Origin of the sequence: Pseudomonas sp. PDM24, from assembly GCF_019218905.1 — a bacterium.
Taxonomy (GTDB): domain Bacteria; phylum Pseudomonadota; class Gammaproteobacteria; order Pseudomonadales; family Pseudomonadaceae; genus Aquipseudomonas.
Map to the genome: position 1 here is coordinate 1,491,808 of NZ_JAHUWR010000001.1, position 16,591 is coordinate 1,508,398.

General features: G+C 57.4%; 11 protein-coding genes. 7 read left to right on the forward strand and 4 right to left on the reverse strand.

Features of this window, described 5'->3' with window-relative positions:
• Position 1: 1 nt before the first annotated feature.
• Positions 2 to 1,486 carry a DUF3300 domain-containing protein gene (locus KW837_RS06735; RefSeq protein WP_218394977.1) on the forward strand — a complete coding sequence of 495 codons (1,485 nt, stop codon included), beginning with the start codon at positions 2 to 4 and terminating at the stop codon, positions 1,484 to 1,486.
• 26 nt (positions 1,487 to 1,512) lie between these two features.
• Entirely contained in the window at positions 1,513 to 2,400 is an 888-nt protein-coding gene (locus tag KW837_RS06740; protein ID WP_218394978.1) for a DUF2950 domain-containing protein, read from the forward strand.
• A 61-nt stretch (positions 2,401 to 2,461) separates the two neighbouring features.
• Here KW837_RS06740 and KW837_RS06745 read toward each other — a convergent pair whose 3' ends face one another.
• Positions 2,462 to 7,294: a M10 family metallopeptidase C-terminal domain-containing protein gene (locus KW837_RS06745; protein WP_218394979.1), complete on the reverse strand. Its 4,833-nt coding sequence runs from the start codon at positions 7,292 to 7,294 to the stop codon at positions 2,462 to 2,464.
• Positions 7,295 to 7,642: 348 nt separating this feature from the next.
• A complete protein-coding gene (locus KW837_RS06750) occupies positions 7,643 to 8,545 on the reverse strand; it encodes a LysR family transcriptional regulator (RefSeq protein ID WP_192344631.1) in 903 nt (300 codons plus the stop codon).
• A gap of 337 nt (positions 8,546 to 8,882) precedes the next feature.
• Between KW837_RS06750 and KW837_RS06755 the strand changes: the two genes are divergently transcribed.
• From KW837_RS06755 to KW837_RS06770, 4 genes are all read left to right on the forward strand, one after another.
• Positions 8,883 to 10,223: an MFS transporter gene (locus KW837_RS06755; protein WP_192344630.1), complete on the forward strand. Its 1,341-nt coding sequence runs from the start codon at positions 8,883 to 8,885 to the stop codon at positions 10,221 to 10,223.
• A 115-nt stretch (positions 10,224 to 10,338) separates the two neighbouring features.
• Positions 10,339 to 10,917 carry an S-(hydroxymethyl)glutathione synthase gene (gene gfa / locus KW837_RS06760; RefSeq protein WP_192344629.1) on the forward strand — a complete coding sequence of 193 codons (579 nt, stop codon included), beginning with the start codon at positions 10,339 to 10,341 and terminating at the stop codon, positions 10,915 to 10,917.
• 232 nt (positions 10,918 to 11,149) lie between these two features.
• Entirely contained in the window at positions 11,150 to 12,433 is a 1,284-nt protein-coding gene (gene salA / locus KW837_RS06765; protein WP_218394980.1) for a salicylate 1-monooxygenase, read from the forward strand.
• Between the two features lie 255 nt (positions 12,434 to 12,688).
• Positions 12,689 to 13,333 carry a dTMP kinase gene (locus KW837_RS06770; RefSeq protein ID WP_218394981.1) on the forward strand — a complete coding sequence of 215 codons (645 nt, stop codon included), beginning with the start codon at positions 12,689 to 12,691 and terminating at the stop codon, positions 13,331 to 13,333.
• A gap of 332 nt (positions 13,334 to 13,665) precedes the next feature.
• Here KW837_RS06770 and KW837_RS06775 read toward each other — a convergent pair whose 3' ends face one another.
• Both KW837_RS06775 and KW837_RS06780 read right to left on the reverse strand, forming a co-directional pair.
• A complete protein-coding gene (locus tag KW837_RS06775) occupies positions 13,666 to 14,190 on the reverse strand; it encodes a cupin domain-containing protein (RefSeq protein WP_218394982.1) in 525 nt (174 codons plus the stop codon).
• Positions 14,191 to 14,334: 144 nt separating this feature from the next.
• Positions 14,335 to 15,252, reverse strand: a complete 918-nt coding sequence (locus tag KW837_RS06780) for an AraC family transcriptional regulator (RefSeq protein ID WP_218394983.1) — start codon at positions 15,250 to 15,252, stop codon at positions 14,335 to 14,337.
• Positions 15,253 to 15,583: 331 nt separating this feature from the next.
• Between KW837_RS06780 and KW837_RS06785 the strand changes: the two genes are divergently transcribed.
• Positions 15,584 to 16,543, forward strand: coding sequence for an alpha/beta hydrolase (locus tag KW837_RS06785; RefSeq protein WP_371317109.1), 960 nt, complete (start codon positions 15,584 to 15,586; stop codon positions 16,541 to 16,543).
• The last annotated feature ends 48 nt before the right edge of the window (positions 16,544 to 16,591 follow it).

The window sequence follows — 16,591 nt, forward strand, 5'->3', positions numbered from 1 at the left end:
AATGCGCATTCCATTGTTCTACGCAGTGTCAGCTGTATTGTTTTTGAGCGGATCTTCCTGCCTGGCGCAGCCATTGGATGCGAGCGCGACCACAAGCACTGTCGATACAGTGCCCGTCACCGCGGCGGCCAAAGATGCCGTGTTTACCCAGGAGCAGCTGGATCAAATGCTGGCTCCTATTGCGCTTTACCCGGACCCACTGCTGGCCCAGGTGCTGATGGCCACCACGTACCCCGGGGAAATCGCCGAAGCGGTCACCTGGTCTAAAGCACACCCGGACGCCAAAGGCGATGATGCGGTCAAACAAGTGGCCAACCAGCCCTGGGATCCGAGCGTGCAGGCGCTGGTTGCTTTCCCTCAAGTCATGGTAACGCTGGGACAGGATCCCGTCTGGGTGCAACGCCTGGGTGATGCCTTCCTGGCGCAGCCCGACGATGTCATGGGGGGTGTGCAACGCTTGCGTCATCAGGCCCAGGCAGCAGGCAACCTGCAGAGCAATCAATATCAGAACGTGACGGTGCAGGCGGCTGCGGCACCGGCACCGGCACCGGCAGCTCCGGCTTCGGCTCCGGCCAGCAGCACCTCCACGATCATCATTCAGCCCTCCGATCCGCAGGTGGTTTACGTACCCAGTTATAACCCGACAACAACCTACGGCACCTGGCCTTATCCGGCATCGCCTCCCGTGTACTATCCACCGCCGCCGGCCTATTACCCCGGTTCGGCATTGATGGCCGGGCTGGCCTTTGGTACCGGTGTGGCTATCATCGGCTCGTTATGGGGTGAATGTGACTGGGGCAACAACGACATCGACATTGACGTCGACCGCTACAACAACATCAATCGCAACAACCAGATCACTCGGAATCAGAACAAATGGCAGCACAACGCTGTTCATCGCGATGGCGTTCCCTACCGTGACAGTAAGAGCCGCGAACAGTACGGTCGACAACTGGACGGTGCCCGTCAGCGTGAAGCCTATCGAGGGGACGATGCTCAGCGAGCCCAGGCTCGTGAAAAAGCCCGAGGTTCAATGGACAAGCACGGTATCGAGCGACCTGCCACCAGCAACCGCGAAGCCCGTGATTCGGCGCGCAAAGCCCAGTCCGCAACCGCGCCCGGCAATCGGATGCAAGCCGGTACCGACAGACCGAAAGCGTCTGACAGGAGCCAGGGCACAGCCAGAACTACTCGGGAGAGTCAGCCTCCCAGGAAACAGACCGCTCAGGTAAATCAGCGCGGGCAGGGCGATTTGCAAGGGCGCCAGACGGCGCAAAAACGGCCGGCTGCCAGTACCGGCAGTGCGGGCAGTGCGCGCAACAATGCATTCGCCGGCGTGCGCTCGCCGACCCAAGCCAACGCACAAGCCAGTCGTGGCCAGGCCAGCCAGGCATCCGCCCGGCGCCCCAATGCCTCGCGTCCAGCCGGCCATCAGGTCAGTCGGCCATCCAGTCCACCAGCGCGTCAAAGGGGGGGCCGTCGTTGAAAAACAATGCTCGAGTGAAGGCTCTCATGGGCTTGCGCCTTCATGTCATGGCGATCGCTGCCGGCTTGACGTGGTCGTGCATGGTTACGGCACAGCAGGCATTTCCAACCCCGGAAATGGCCGCCCAGGCATTCGTCGAAGCGCTGGGTACGGAACATGCCGATCAGGCACGCTTGGCAGAGTTGCTGGGTAATGAATGGCGCAGTTTCATCCCGCGCGAAGGCGTGCAGCGCAGTGATGTGGATGCGTTTTTGAAGCAGTATCGCGAGCAACACGCCATTGAAAAAACCAGCGATAGCAAGGCGGTCCTGTCGGTTGGCAGTGACCACTGGACACTGCCTATCCCCATGATAAAAGCCGCGAACGGTTGGCGCTTCGACATCGACGCCGGCAGCGCCGAAGTCCGTGCACGTCGAATTGGCCGCAACGAACTCGCCGCGTTGCAATCAGTGCTGACTTATCACGACGTCCAGATGGAATATGCATCCGTGGATCGTGACGGTGACGGCGCGCTCGCCTACGCGCAAAAAATCTTCAGCACCGCCGGCAAGCACGACGGACTTTATTGGGAGGACGACGATAGCGGTCAGATCAGCCCGTTGGGGCCTTTGTTCGGCAAAACCATTGCCGGCGAAGACTGGCAGGGCTATCACTTTCGCATCCTTGATGGCCAAGGTCCTTCGGCACCGGGCGGCGCCTACAGCTACCTCATCGGTGACGAGATGAGCCGTGGTTTTGCACTGATCGCCTGGCCGGCGAAATACGCGGACACCGGGGTGATGAGTTTCATGATCAGTCATGAAGGGCAGGTGTTCGAAAAAGACTTGGGACCCGGTGGTGACAAGTTGGCGCAGTCGATGAAGCGCTTTGATCCAGATGACAGTTGGAAGGTGGTTACCGTGGGGCAGGAATAGATCTGTCTCGGACTGCAAATCCCTTTGGGAGCGGGCAGGTCCCGCTCCCGGGGATGTGAGCCTAACCCAAGGCTGTGAAATCGCTGGCGTGCAGCTCCTGGACACCCACCAGTTGGATTTCGAACTCCGGAATGGCGTCGGCATCGACACTGCCGTAAAGAATGCCGTCGGCAAAGCGCAGTTGGCCGGTGGCGTCGGCAGGGTCAAAGGCATTGCTGCCGACGAAGGTGAAGGCGTCGACAGCGGTGGTCAGCGGGTTGGCGTCCAGGCCGGTGAAATCCAGAAGATCGCTCTCTGTGCTCTTGAATCCGTTGATCACATCGCGCAAAGCCCCGATGCCCATGTCCGACAGCGCACCAAACGCGTAGGTATCCGCGCCAGTGCCAGCGGTGAGGTTGTCGGTGCCTGCACCGCCGATTAGCCGGTCGTTGCCCGAACCGCCCACCAGCGCATCGTTGCCCGCACCACCGTTCAGAACGTTCGCAGCGCTGTTGCCCGACAGACTGTCGGCGTAGGCGCTTCCCGTCAGGTTTTCGAAGAATTTCAAGGTGTCGAGTCCGGAACTCACGGTGTTTTGTTGCGCTGACGTCGAGAGGTTTACGGTAACGCCGGACAAGGCGCGTTCAAAGGACACCGTGTCATTGCCATCGCGCCCGTCCAGCACGTTGTTGCCGGCTCCGGCGAACAGTGTGTTGTCCAGCGCGTTGCCCGTGCCATTGGCGGCGCCAGTGCTATCGATATACAGATGCTCGACGTTGTTGCTGAGGGTATAGGCCGCCAAGCTGCTGTGCACACTGTCGATCCCTCCAGGCACCGCATTGCTGTTGATCTCGATCACGGTGTCGTTGGCGTTATCGACATAGTAGGTGTCGTTGCCATCGCCGCCGCTCATGCTGTCGTCCCCTGCGGCACCATTAAGCACGTTATTGGCGGCATTGCCGGTGATGAAGTTGAGCCGCTCATTGCCGGTGCCGTTGATGGCCGATACACCGGTGAGCACCAGGTTCTCGAGGTTGGCACCCAGGGTCCAGCTGACCGAGGCCTGCACCGTATCGATCTGCGAGGTCGAGGTGTTGGTTTCCACCGCGCGGTCGGACGCGTTATCGACCACATAGACGTCGTTGCCATCACCACCGGTCATGGTGTCGGCGCCCAGTTTGCCATCCAGTGTGTCGTTGCCCGAACTGCCCACCAGGGTATCCGCCTGGTCGGTACCGGAAATCATGTTCTGAGCGTTGTCGAAAATGTCCTGCACGCTGTTGTTGTCGTTGGGATTGCCTTGCAAGCCAAGGTCATCGGCAATGTAGTCGGCCAGGCGCTGGCCAACGATCTCCGCGGACTCCTCGTGCAGGTGCCAGACATCGTCGGGATATGCCAGCGGATCGACTTCGTGGCGCAAGGGCAGGTCGGTGTAGTCCACCGCCAGCTTGACGTCGGCGCGCTCGGCGGCGATGGCTTCCTGGGCGGCGCGGACATAGCCAACCCCCTCGACGATGGAGGCAATTTTCTCCTCCGAATAACCACGGGCACGCGCCGCGTCCTGTTCGTAGTGACCGGTTTCCATCAAGTACACGCTGAAGTTGCCGAACTGGGCATGCAGGTAATCAAACACCTTCAGGGTCGCGGCCTTGTAGGCCGCTGCTGCCGCTGCTTTGTCCGTGGCGCGGGCAATCTCCTGGGCGGCTTCCTCACCCTGGCCCCAAATGATGCCCATGGTGACGTTATCGATCGATTGCAGTTCGGTGAGCTGGTCGCGCAGCAGCGTCACGGCGCGCAACAGCGCAGCCCCGGGTTGGTTGGTGTCGGTCAGCCACCAGCACAACTTGAGTTCCTCGGCGCTGAGGGTCGACAAGCCTGTAACCGTGCTGCCGCCCACCGCGATGTCGATACCGTTGCCATTGGCATCGGTGAATTGGCTGCGCACGTCATAGGGGGTATAGCGGTCCAGATCGTTGACCAGCATCGAGGTGCCGGACTGATTGTCGTCCTCCGTCATGCGCAGCAGGCGCGCATTGGATTGGCCGAGGGTGGGCAGGTAGAGGATGTCCTGCTGGACGCTCTCGCCGAACACGAAGTCGCTGGCGGTCAGGGTGTTGAGGTAGTTGCCGTTGAGGGCGATTTCAAAACGATTGCCATCGGCATCCGCTACGGCGGACTTGATGTAGGTCTTGTCGCCGGCCGCGTTGAGGGTGATGTACAACGTGCCATTGCGGCCATCGCCGAGGCCTACAAAGCCCGGGCCCGAAACATCGATCTTGTCGACGCCTATGGTGAAGTCATAAATCGTGTCGGTGACCGTGACACCGCCGGTGTCGTAGTCGCGGTAGCTGTCGAGCACGTTGGTATAGCGGAAAGTGTCGGCACCGTCGCCGCCGTACAGCGAATCGCGTCCGGCGCCGCCATCGACGATGTCCGCGCCGGTGCCGGCCTTGATTGTGTCGTTTCCTCCGAGGCCGAGGATCAGGTCCGCACCCGCCGTGCCGTTGAGGGTTTCGGCGTTGTTGGTGCCGGTGATGGTGTTGGCGGGGGCATCGGCCACGACCAGGGCGAAGCTATCGCTGACCGATGCACCGGCCGGGTCCGTGGCTTTGACCAGCACGTTGTAACTGCCGGACGCGGTGCTGGTTGGCGTGCCGGTGAAGGTCAGGTTGGTGGCGTTGAAGCCCAGCCATGCGGGCAGGGCGCTGCCATCGGCCAGGGTCGCGGTGTAGCTGAGGCTGTCGTTATCCGGATCGGTAAAACTGGTGGCCGGCACCGCGTAGCTGAACGGGGTGTTTTCGGTCGCGTTCTGATCCAGCAACGCCGTTGCCACCACCGGAGCATGGTTGACCGTTGGCGAAGTGGCAAACACGAAATTGGCGCTGGTCAGCGTGTTGAGGTAGTTGCCGTCCAAAGCCACTTCGAAGCGGTTGCCATTGGCGTCGGCGGTCAGGGACTTGATGTAAGTCTTGGTGCCGGCACTGTTGAGCACCACGTACACGGTGTTGTTCTTGCCATCCCCCAGGCCGGTGAAACCCATGGCCGAGAGGTCGATTTTGTCGGCGGTGGTATCGAAGTCGGTGATCAGGTCGCCAAGGTTGGCGCCGCCAGTGTTGTAGTTGCGGTAACTGTCCAGGCGATTGGAGAACACAAAGATGTCCGCTCCAGCGCCACCGGTGAGGGTGTCCATGCCGGCGCCGCCGTCGAGCTTATCGTCGCCCGCACCGCCACTGAGGTTGTCGTTGCCCGCCAGGCCGAGGAGGGTGTCGGCAGAATCGCTACCCAGCAGCGAATCGCTGCCGCTGGTGCCGGTGATCACGCGATTGAAGATGAAATTGCTGGCGGTGAGGGTGCTGGCGAGGTTGCCTGAGAGAATCAACTCGAAGCGATTGCCGCTGGCGTCGGCATCGTAGTCCTTGATGTAGGTGCGGTCGCTGCTGGCGCTGTAGCTGACCTGCAGGGTGCCGCCATGGCCATCGCCAAGACCGGTGAAACCGAGGCCGGCGAGGTCGATCGTGTCCTGGGTGACATCGAAGTCGGTGATGGTGTCATCGAAGCTTGTGGTTGCGTTGCGGTAACTGTCGGACTGAGCGACGAAACGGAACGTATCGGCGCCCGTACCGCCGGTGAGTTTGTCGATACCTGCACCACCCACCAGAATGTCGCCACCGGCACCGCCATTGATGGTGTCGTTGCCGGCAACGCCGTAGAAAATCTCGCTGGCGGCACTGCCCAGCAGGGTGTCGTTGCCAGCCGTACCTTGCACGGTGGTCATCGGCACCGTGGCGCTGACGTAGCTGCCGTCGCCATAGATCAGCGTGGCACCGTTGCTGGTGTGGCTGATGGTGTTGCCGATGATGGCGTTGCGATCAGTGCCGTCTTCGTTGCGTTCGGCGACGCCGTAGGTCGACAGGTCGCTGCCGATGATGATGTTGCCCTGGATGGTGTTATCGCTGCCGTTGAAGTACTTGCCGGACACGCCCAGGGTGTCGTTGTAGGACTGGATAATGATCTCCGGTACGGGGCTGCCCAGGGAGTTGTTGTTGAGCGTGTTGTCGATGATCTCGACGTGGTTACTGCCGTAGATGCGTATCCCGGCGCTAGTGTTGTCGTGAATGTCGACGCCGCTGACCGTCACCTCGCTGGACATTTTGATCAGCACCCCTTCGGCGCCGTTGCCGTACACCTCGCCACCGGTGATGGTGATGTTGCTGGGGGAGGGGATGTCCTCGCTGCCGCGCTGGATCACGATGCCATTGCCGCCGTTGTCGTAGGCGACGTTATTGGTGAGTGTGAAATCGTGGGTGCTGGTGACGATGTTGAAACCGTGGCGGTCGTTGTCGTAGGCGATGTTGTTTTCGAAGGTGCTATAGCTGAGGAAGTCAGCCACGAAGCCGTCCAGGCCGTTGCCGTGGGACACGCTGTTCTTGATGACCATGTTGACGGTCTGCTCGTGGGGGTCGAAACCGTACCCGGAGCAATCCTTGATCTCGACGCTGTCGAGGGTGACGTTGGAGTCGTAGCCTACTTCGCCAGGAATGTAACCGTTGAACCAACCGTCGATCTTGCCCGTGGTGCTGTCACGGTTGCCGTCGATGGTGAGGTTGCTGACGCCGAAGTCGTGGGTTTCCTCGCCATAGGCGGAGCGGATGACCCCCGTGATCTTGGTGTCGGAACCGTCAGCCACCTTGACGGTGGTTGCGCCCATGCCGTCGCCGTACAGGTAGACGTTGCTCTTGAGCATCAGGCAACCGTCGGAGGGTTCCTCACCTCCCGAAACGATATAAGTTCCGGTCGGCATATACACCTGCCCACCGCCTGCAGCGGCCGCCGCATCAATTGCACTTTGAATCGCCGCCGTGTCGTCAGTGATGCCATCTCCTTTGGCGCCAAAATTTTGTACATTGAAAATCATGAGCTTATCTCCGTATCAGGCGAAAACCTCGAAAGATGCCAATATTCCATCGACAGCTACCGTGTTATGACCCAGCGGAGGGCAAAAGTTGTTACCGCGTATCGGCGGAGCGTCAAAAAACCGGACTAACTGATTAACGGTTACGTGGTTTTTTGAGGCGTTTCGGAAAAGTAACGTTCTGTTGACGTTTGCTTAGGTGGCGAGTGATGCCCTGTGGGAGCGGGCTCGCGAAGGCGATTTTTCAGGTTCGCTTAGGCTCGTCGCAAAAAAAACCGCCTTCAGGAAGGCGGCTTCTTCATTCAATCAAATCAAACCTGGAACTCGGTTCCTGCGGGTCGACCTTGATATTCAATCGGAGAACAGCTCAAACATGAGCTGGCGTAACCAGCGATTGGCCGGATCCTTGTTGTATCGGGTATGCCAGAACAGATTGATCTCGATTTTCGGCAACTCCAGGGGCGGCGGTAGAACGGCGAGTCCGAAGGGTTGTTCGCAACTGGTGGCGAATCGTTCAGGCACAGTTGCCAGCAAGTCCGTACGTTGAAGTATGTGGCCTATCGCGACGAAATGCGGAACCTCCAAACGGATATTTCGCTCGATGCCCGCACGTGCGAGAAACGTATCAACTTCGCCGTGTCCTGTGTTCGCCGCTACAACACGAACGTGGTCATAGCTGCAAAAACGCTCAAGCGTCAACGGTTCCCGGGTGGCAGGATGGCCTTTGCGGCACATGCAGACGTAGCGATGGTGGAACAAGCGCTGCTTGAAAAAACCGGCTTGAAGGTGAGGAAGTAACCCGACGGCCAGGTCGATAGCACCGTTCTGCAGCCCTTCGGCCAGGGTATCGGTGTTGTTGCGCAGCGTACTGATCGAGCAACCCGGAGCGCGTTCAGCCAGCGCATCCATCAGCCGCGGCATGAAGTAGATTTCACCAATATCCGTCATGGCCATGGTGAATCTTCGATTGCTATTAAGCGGGTCAAACGTGTCCTGCCGGCTAAGTGCATCGCGCAATGTTTGAATGGCTTGCGCAATCGGCTCAGCCAGCTGCCGGGCGTAAGGCGTGGGCTCCATTCCCTGGTAGGTGCGTACGAAAAGTTCGTCGTTCAAGGCGCTACGCAACCGCTTTAGCGCGTTGCTGACCGCGGGCTGGGTCAGCTCAAGATTATCCGCCGCAGTCGAAACCCTGCGGTCGATCAGCAGTTGGTTGAACACCAAAAGCAGATTGAGATCCAGCTCACGTAATTCCATAACGCCTCGTGCAGGTTGGCTCATACCAGAGCAATAAACCGTTGCCCGTCGTTGGGTCTGCACCGCTCTGAAATGGCCGCTGCAAGAATCACAAGCCTATCAAGTGCTAAACCGTCGCGTCCATTGTAAGGGTCGCTTGGCTTTTGCTCGTGTCCGATCTTTATTCACGTTCGAAATAATAGGTATTCGGATCACTGCATTTATCACGGTTGATGCCTTGGCCATGATCGCTTCAATGCCCAATCCTCAAGCACGTCGGCCAGCGAGTTGGGCACTGCGCAACTCCCGGAGGCATCTGAACCTCCGGCTCTATAACAATGACAAAAAGAGCGATGCCATGCGTACGATCGATGTATCAGCCCTGATTGACGGGGCACGTTTCAACGCCTTCCATGCGCGCGTACTGTTCTGGTGCGCACTCATCATCATCTTCGACGGCTATGACCTGGTCATCTATGGGGTTGTGTTGCCCTCACTGATGGCCGAGTGGGGGCTGAGCTCATTACAGGCGGGAGCGCTGGGTAGTTGTGCGCTGGTGGGAATGATGTTGGGCGCGCTGTTTTTCGGATCATTGTCGGACCGGATAGGCAGACGTAAAACCATCATGATGTGCGTAACTCTTTTCAGTGGTGTCACCGCGATCAACGGCTTGGCGCAGAGCCCGGAGGCTTTTGCGTTGTGCCGGTTTGTTGCCGGTCTGGGGATTGGCGGGGTCATGCCGAACGTTGTCGCGTTGATGAACGAGTACGCACCCAGGAAATCCCGCAGCACCTTGGTCGCCCTCATGTTCAGTGGCTACTCGCTAGGAGGGATGCTGTCTGCGGGTTTGGGCATGGTGTTGATTCCTCAGTGGGGATGGCAAGCGGTGTTCTATGTGGCCTTGATCCCACTGTTGGCGTTGCCATTTTTGATACGGCAGTTGCCTGAATCGATGGATTTCCTTCTACGAACGGGTCAGACGATCAAGGCCCGGATATTACTGACGCAGGCCGTACCGAGTTATGTGCCCAGCGCAACCGATCAGTTGAATCACACAGTCGCTAAAGGCACAAACGCGTCGATTGCGCAGTTGTTCCAAGAGGGGCGCAAGTTGAGCACCTTCATGCTATGGCTGGCGTTTTTCTGTTGCCTGCTGATGGTTTATGCATTGAGTTCCTGGTTGCCGAAACTCATGAGCGCCGCTGGTTACGGCTTGAACTCGAGCCTGGCGTTTCTGGTGGCGCTGAATCTTGGTGCGATTATCGGCGCGGTGGCCGGCGGGTGGCTGGGTGATCGAATAGGCATCGCCAAGGTCTTGTTCGTCTTCTTCAGCTGCGGTGCTTTGGCCCTGAGCCTGCTCGCACTCAAGGCCCCTTTACCTGTGCTCTATTTGCTCATCGCCGTTGCCGGTGCGTGCACCATTGGCACACAGATCCTGGCCAACGCTTGCACCGTGCAATATTACCCGCCGCAGATCCGGGCTACAGGCCTCGGTTGGGCGATGGGGGTAGGGCGCACCGGTGCCATCATTGGTCCTCTGCTGGGCGGCGCACTGCATGCCTCATCGTTACCGCTGCAGGCGAGTTTTCTCATCTTCGCTATACCGGGGCTGGTAGGGGCAATAGCCATTCTGGTCTTTCTGATCCAGAACGCGCGAAATCGATCTGGCTCCCTTCGTCACTCATACCATACTACTTGAACGTATTAATGAGGCCTTCGATCTGATGCATGAAGGCACTATCAAATACTGATCCGCGCCCTGGAGCTCAGGCTCCAGATCCAGTTCGAATACTCCCTGATACTGGAGGTTTATCGTGAGCAATTTGAAGCTTCATCCTTCACTGGATAACGGCATAGCGCCAAGCGCTGCAAATTTCTCTGGCGGTACCCTGCAATGCCTGTGTCCGACCGACAAGGTTGAAATCAGGATTGACGCTCAGACTCTGCACAATCATGCCTGTGGCTGCAGCAAGTGCTGGAAACCCGCAGGTGCGAAATTCGCGGTCGTAGCGGTTGTTCCTCGCGATAAAGTCAGCGTCATCGCGAACGCTGAGAAGCTGGTCATTGTTGACGAGCGCGCCACTATTCAACGACATGCTTGCAAAGAGTGCCATGCGCATATGTTCGGCCGCATCGAAAATAAAGACCATGCGTTCTACGGCCTGGACTTCGTGCATACCGAGCTTTCTCCGCAAAAAGGGTGGGCTGCACCGGGCTTTGCAGCCTTCGTTTCGTCGCTCATCGAAACCGGCACTCCGCCGGAGGACATGAAGGAGATTCGCGAAAAACTGCGCGCGCTCGGTTTGGAACCTTATGACTGCTTGTCGCCAGATCTGATGGACGCATTGGCTACGCAAGTGGCGAAGTTGAATGGTGTTCTCGCATCCCGTTAAACCCATTTGCCGAATGTATTGTTCGGCACGATCCACCCTGGCTGAACCATGAGTGCAATGCCCTTCACCTGGATCCGTTCCAGGTGAAGGGCGTTGCGCTCAAGCAGCATTTTTCGGCGAACAATATTCACATTCGTAATGTTGAGTATGAGAGTTACGGTATTTATCAATAGCGCTCAGATGGCGATGATTCAGTTACTCCAATAACAATCAGCCTCATGGGTACCTTGCTATGCAAACCTCTCAATCTACTTTGCACATCGGTATTGTCGGCGGTGGTATCGCCGGGGTGGCGTTGGCACTGGATCTGTGCCGCCACTCCCATCTCAGCGTGCAGTTGTTCGAATCGGCCCCCGCCTTTGGCGAGGTCGGTGCAGGTGTTTCCTTCGGCGCCAACGCCGTTCGTGCTATCGCCGGCCTGGGTATTGCCGAACCCTACCGGCAGATCGCCGACCGCACGCTTGATCCCTGGCAGGATATTTGGTTCGAATGGCGCCGCGGCGAGGATGCCGGTTACCTCGGCGCAAGCCTGGCTGAAGGGGTAGGGCAGTCTTCAGTGCATCGTGCGGATTTTCTCGACGCGTTGGCCAGCCAGTTACCAGAGGGAATCGCCCAATTCGGCAAGCGCGCGGTGAGCGTGGAGCAGGATGCCGAACAGGCCCGCGTATTGTTCACCGATGGCAGCGAGCACCGCTGTGACCTGTTGATCGCTGCTGACGGTATCAAGTCTTCGATTCGTGATCATGTTCTTCAAGGCCTCGGACAGCCCCTGGCTACGCCGCGCTTCAGTGGTACTTGTGCTTACCGCGGGATGATCGACAGCGAACAGTTGCGCGCTGCCTACCGTACTCGAGGTGTAGATGAACACTTGGTCGACGTCCCGCAGATGTATCTGGGGCTCGACGCACACATCCTCACATTCCCGGTTAAACAAGGCCGGCTGATCAACGTCGTGGCGTTCATTTCCGATCGCAGTCAGCCTGACCCCTCCTGGCCGAGCGATTCCCCATGGGTTCGTAATGCCAGCCAGGAAGAAATGCTTGCGGCCTTCGCCGACTGGGGCGATGCCGCACGGGTGCTGCTCGAGTGCATTCCAGCGCCGACCCTTTGGGCTCTGCACGAAATCGAAGAGCTGCCGGGCTACGTGCACGGCCGCGTAGGTCTGATCGGCGATGCGGCCCACGCCATGTTGCCGCACCAGGGCGCCGGCGCAGGGCAGGGGTTGGAAGATGCCTGGCTTTTGGCCCGACTGCTGGCAGACCCACAGGTTCTGGCGAGTCGGCCGCAAGCGGTGCTTGAGGTCTATGACGCGATCCGTCGTCCACGCGCCTGTCGTGTGCAACGCACCTCCTGGGAAGCCGGCGAGCTCTATGAACTGCGTGATCCGGCGGTAGCCGATAACGAGCAGCTGCTGGGCAAAACCCTGGCAGAGCGTTTCGACTGGTTGTGGGATCACGATCTGCAATCCGACCTGCAAGAGGCTCGTGAGCAACTGGGCTGGAAAGTACTGGCTTAGTGATTTGCCCGGGTATGCACGGGGTGGGACAAGAATGCGCCGGCTGGATAAGCGACTTTAATCGTTCCCACCGCTCTGAGACTCGGATTTTTACAGAAACTTCCACAATTTCGGCGCTTCGCCTGTCGAAAGCTGAGAGCGACGGTTAGAGTGTTCAGTTCATAAGGACCCTCCACTCGATTCGCATAGTCGCGCCAAGTGGCTCCAGCGAACGAACAGGGCAAAAGAAACCGTATATCAATCGTTATGTGAAGAATGAATCGTCCGCTGTTTGTTTCTCTAGATGGGCCCAAGGGAGCCGGCAAAACCACACTGTTGGAGGCCGTTACGAAAGTACTGAGGGCAGACAATAAAAAGGTGATCCGACTTTGTGAGAGTAAAAGCGATCCCTGTAGGGGTGAAACAATGGCCCTCGTGAACAAACTCGTCAGAAATCCCTCCCGGGATTTGGAGTTGGAGGTTTGTGAGCGCTTTGCTGATAGCCGTACCTGGATTTCCCAACACGTGCTGGCTAAACAGCCACCAGGCAGCATCATCTTGATCGATCGCTGGTACCCGTCTGATGCCGCGTTTCGCCGGATAGTCCCGTTTGCAGAAATTCTACAGTTAAACATTGATCGAAACGTGCGAGTGCCAGACCTGCATGTCGGGGTTGTCACCGCCCCTGAAATTTCATGGGCAAGGGCAGCGGCACGACGGCGTGGGCTGAGCAGTACGGTGATCCATAATCTGGAAGAACAGATCGCTTGTACCAAGGCGTTCGAGCAAGCGATTGCAGATCACGGCTGGGTTTTATGCCGTAATGAAGGAACGATCGAAGACGCAACGATGCAGGTGATTTCTGAGATCTATAGCGTCCAGGCGAAGTTAGCTGCGCCGGCCTTGATGCGGTTGAGATAGCCGTAGCTATAGATCATTAGCAGGATCGAAGGAGTGATTTGTCGCTGTAGCGGTAGCCGGCTGATGCTTTGATCTGGGTGCCTGTCATCGAACTCAGAGCCGAAGCTTCCCGGGTTGGGTCATACATGATCAGACGGTTCGAGCGTCGATTGCTGGAACCGGGGTATAGAGTTGGCTCAAACAGGGATCGGGGATTGGTAGCTTGAAAGAACCTTTGGTAGAAGTTCCGCTCTGACACATCATTTAACATAATATACATTACACGTAACATGATGTTTCAAGATTAGCCCGGTTGCACGCAGATTTTGAAGCCCTCATTTCACCCAAGCCCCTCATCCTTGGGTCAGCTTCCCAATCAGTTCCGAATGCTCGGGAAACTGCTCTCTGAGCTTCTGTCGATTACCCATCTCCATATCTGCAAAATCAAACCCTGGTGAAACCGCTTCACTGATCAAACCGTATTCCGCTAAACCATTCATCAGTTGCGAAGCTTTCCAGACGCCACCAGGTACATGCAGCTGCAAACACTGCCCGGCGATAACGTCGCTGCCCATCACCACAGTATTCAACGTGCCGTCTGGAAAAATCAGGCTGTACTGAATCGGGTTTCCCAAATGGTAGTAATGAACGATGTCCGATTGATTCATGTGAAAATGACCTATAGGCGAATCCTTGGTCAGCAAGTAATAAATTGAAGTCATCAAGTGACGTTGACCTCCATTGATCTCGACCATAGCGTGGTGATCAGATTGAAAGGTTCTTCGGTAGAAACCGCCTTCCATGTGAGGCTCCAGAGCCAATGCGGCGATGACTGCTTCAGCGTTGGGTATTTGAATGTTGAGCTCACTGTTGGTCATGTGGATCGCCCTCCTTAAAACACTTAAACTATTATGTAGGTCTATTCGATAGATTATAACTATGCTAAATGGTTGTTTAGTCGTTTTATCTCGATAGCGTTTAAAAAGCGTAAGCAAACGCAATTCGTCAGCTTGACGCTATAGCTACCCCTGCCCTCGCAACACCGCAATATCCCGCTTGGGAGGTACGCCAAACAGACGGCTGTATTCGCGGCTGAACTGGGACGGGCTTTCATATCCAACCTTGTAAGCCGCACTGGATACGTCCTGGTGTTCATTGAGCATCAATCGCCTCGCCTCGTTCAGTCGCAGCCATTTCTGGTACTGCAAGGGGCTCATTGTGGTGAGTTGACGGAAGTGGTGGTGAAAGGTCGGAGTGCTCATCTGCACTCGGGCTGCAAGTTCATCGACGCGAAGCGCTGAGGTGTAATTCAACTTCAGCCAATCGATGGCTTTGGCGATCCGATAACCTTGGCCATCGACAGAAGTTATTTGTCGTAGCCGGCTCGCCTGATCACTCTGCAAGAGACGGTAGTGAATCTCGCGTTGAATCAAGGGGGCCAGAACAGGAATGGATTCCGGCTCATCGAGCAGTGCTAATAAGCGCTCGAATGACGCCAGCATTGCAGGGGTCACTGAACCAATTCCTACCCCCTTCGCAACTGATCGATCACGGGTTGGCGGTAGGTCACTTTGTGCTATCAGCTCAGCCAGCATGCGCAGATCGAGCTTCAAAGTGAGTCCCAGGCATGGCTGTTCCGGGCTTGCCGCCAGCACTTGCGAATTGGCAGGCAAGTCCAATGAGGTGATCAGAAATCGCGACGTGTCATACGGGTAGCCTTCGCCGCCTACCCAGAGCTGTTTCTCACCCCGGGCGACGAGGATGATGCTTGGCTCCACCATGCAGACGACGGGCGGCGATGGATGTTCGCGCCTGAAGAAGCCGAGGCCCGTAATGGGCGTTCCGTAATCACCTGGTTTCGGGATCTGCGCGCCGATGATCTGCGCAAGCGTTTCTTGCGGCGATGTCTGTTGCGGTGCGGTGCCGTGTTTGATCGTCATGTTCGTCTAGTACCTCTTCGCTGAACTCTAACTCGCCAGTTCACGACCGTCCTGCAAAAAAACAGAGACTCATAGGATCAGGCAAGTAATCCAGCGATATGCACTACAGGGAGTATGGGCAGAACCGGAGAATGTTCATCCGACAAACCCATTGAGGAATCTCCCATGACGTCAAGTATTGCTTCGTGATCGACAACGCCATGTTGGCTGATTAAGCACTGGGTCAAAGCACTCCAGCAAACTACAACTCAATCGAAAGGACTATCCGGTGAAAGGAATTTTTCTTGCCCTGGGGCTTCTCGTTGCCTCTTTTTCTTCAATGGGAGCCGATATGTCAAACGGCGCGGACAACTTCTACAAAAGCGAGAAAGTGACCGTTGAAAAGGTTACCTTCAAGAATCAATACGGTATGAAGGTAGCGGGCAACCTGTTCACCCCGAAAGACCTCGCCTCCAAATCCAGGAACGCCGCCATCATCGTCGGCCATCCAATGGGGGCGGTGAAAGAGCAGAGTGCGAACTTGTACGCCACCAAAATGGCCGAACAAGGATTTGTCACCCTGTCCCTGGATTTATCCTTCTGGGGTGAGAGCGAGGGCACGCCTCGCCAGGCCGTCTCGCCCGATATTTACGCAGAAGACTTCAGTGCCGCCGTGGACTTTCTCGGCACTCACCCAATTGTCGATCCTGAGCGAATCGGCGTCCTCGGCATCTGCGGCAGTGGCAGCTTCGCTATCAGTGCGGCCAAGATTGATCCGCGTATGAAGGCCATTGCCACCGTCAGCATGTACGACATGGGTGCGGCCAACCGTAACGGTCTCAAACACGCAGTGACTGCGGAACAACGCCAGCAGATCATTCGCGACGCCACCGAGCAGCGCTATGCCGAATTCCAGGGTGGCGAAATCCGCTACACCGGCGGCACGCCGCTCAAACTGACCGGCAATGCCGTGGGTGACGAGTTCTACGATTTTTATCGCACCCACCGAGGCGAAGTCACTCCGGCCGGCGCATCGCCGCAGACAACCACCATGCCGACGCTGACCAGCAACGTGAAGTTCATGAACTTCTATCCGTTCAATGACATCGAGACTATCTCCCCTCGCCCGCTGCTGTTCATTGCCGGCGCCCAGGCACACTCACGCGAGTTCAGTGAGGACGCCTACAAGCGGGCCGCCGAGCCTAAAGAGTTGCTCATTATTCCAGATGCCGGACACGTGGATCTTTACGACCGGGTCAACCTCATTCCATTCGCCAAGTTGACCACGTTCTTCAAAAGCACCCTGAAGTAGTCTGATCGGTGCCCTGGCCGGGCATCACTTCTCTCGTAGCCTCGTCCT

Bases quoted from the DNA above. Each gene is read 5' to 3' on its own strand.
- KW837_RS06735 (WP_218394977.1), top strand. From the start codon at position 2: ATGCGCATTCCATTGTTCTACGCAGTGTCAGCTGTATTGTTTTTGAGC.
- KW837_RS06740 (WP_218394978.1), top strand. From the start codon at position 1,513: ATGGGCTTGCGCCTTCATGTCATGGCGATCGCTGCCGGCTTGACGTGG.
- KW837_RS06745 (WP_218394979.1), bottom strand. From the start codon at position 7,294: ATGATTTTCAATGTACAAAATTTTGGCGCCAAAGGAGATGGCATCACT.
- KW837_RS06750 (WP_192344631.1), bottom strand. From the start codon at position 8,545: ATGGAATTACGTGAGCTGGATCTCAATCTGCTTTTGGTGTTCAACCAA.
- KW837_RS06755 (WP_192344630.1), top strand. From the start codon at position 8,883: ATGCGTACGATCGATGTATCAGCCCTGATTGACGGGGCACGTTTCAAC.
- salA (WP_218394980.1), top strand. From the start codon at position 11,150: ATGCAAACCTCTCAATCTACTTTGCACATCGGTATTGTCGGCGGTGGT.
- KW837_RS06770 (WP_218394981.1), top strand. From the start codon at position 12,689: ATGAATCGTCCGCTGTTTGTTTCTCTAGATGGGCCCAAGGGAGCCGGC.
- KW837_RS06775 (WP_218394982.1), bottom strand. From the start codon at position 14,190: ATGACCAACAGTGAGCTCAACATTCAAATACCCAACGCTGAAGCAGTC.
- KW837_RS06780 (WP_218394983.1), bottom strand. From the start codon at position 15,252: ATGACGATCAAACACGGCACCGCACCGCAACAGACATCGCCGCAAGAA.
- KW837_RS06785 (WP_371317109.1), top strand. From the start codon at position 15,584: ATGTCAAACGGCGCGGACAACTTCTACAAAAGCGAGAAAGTGACCGTT.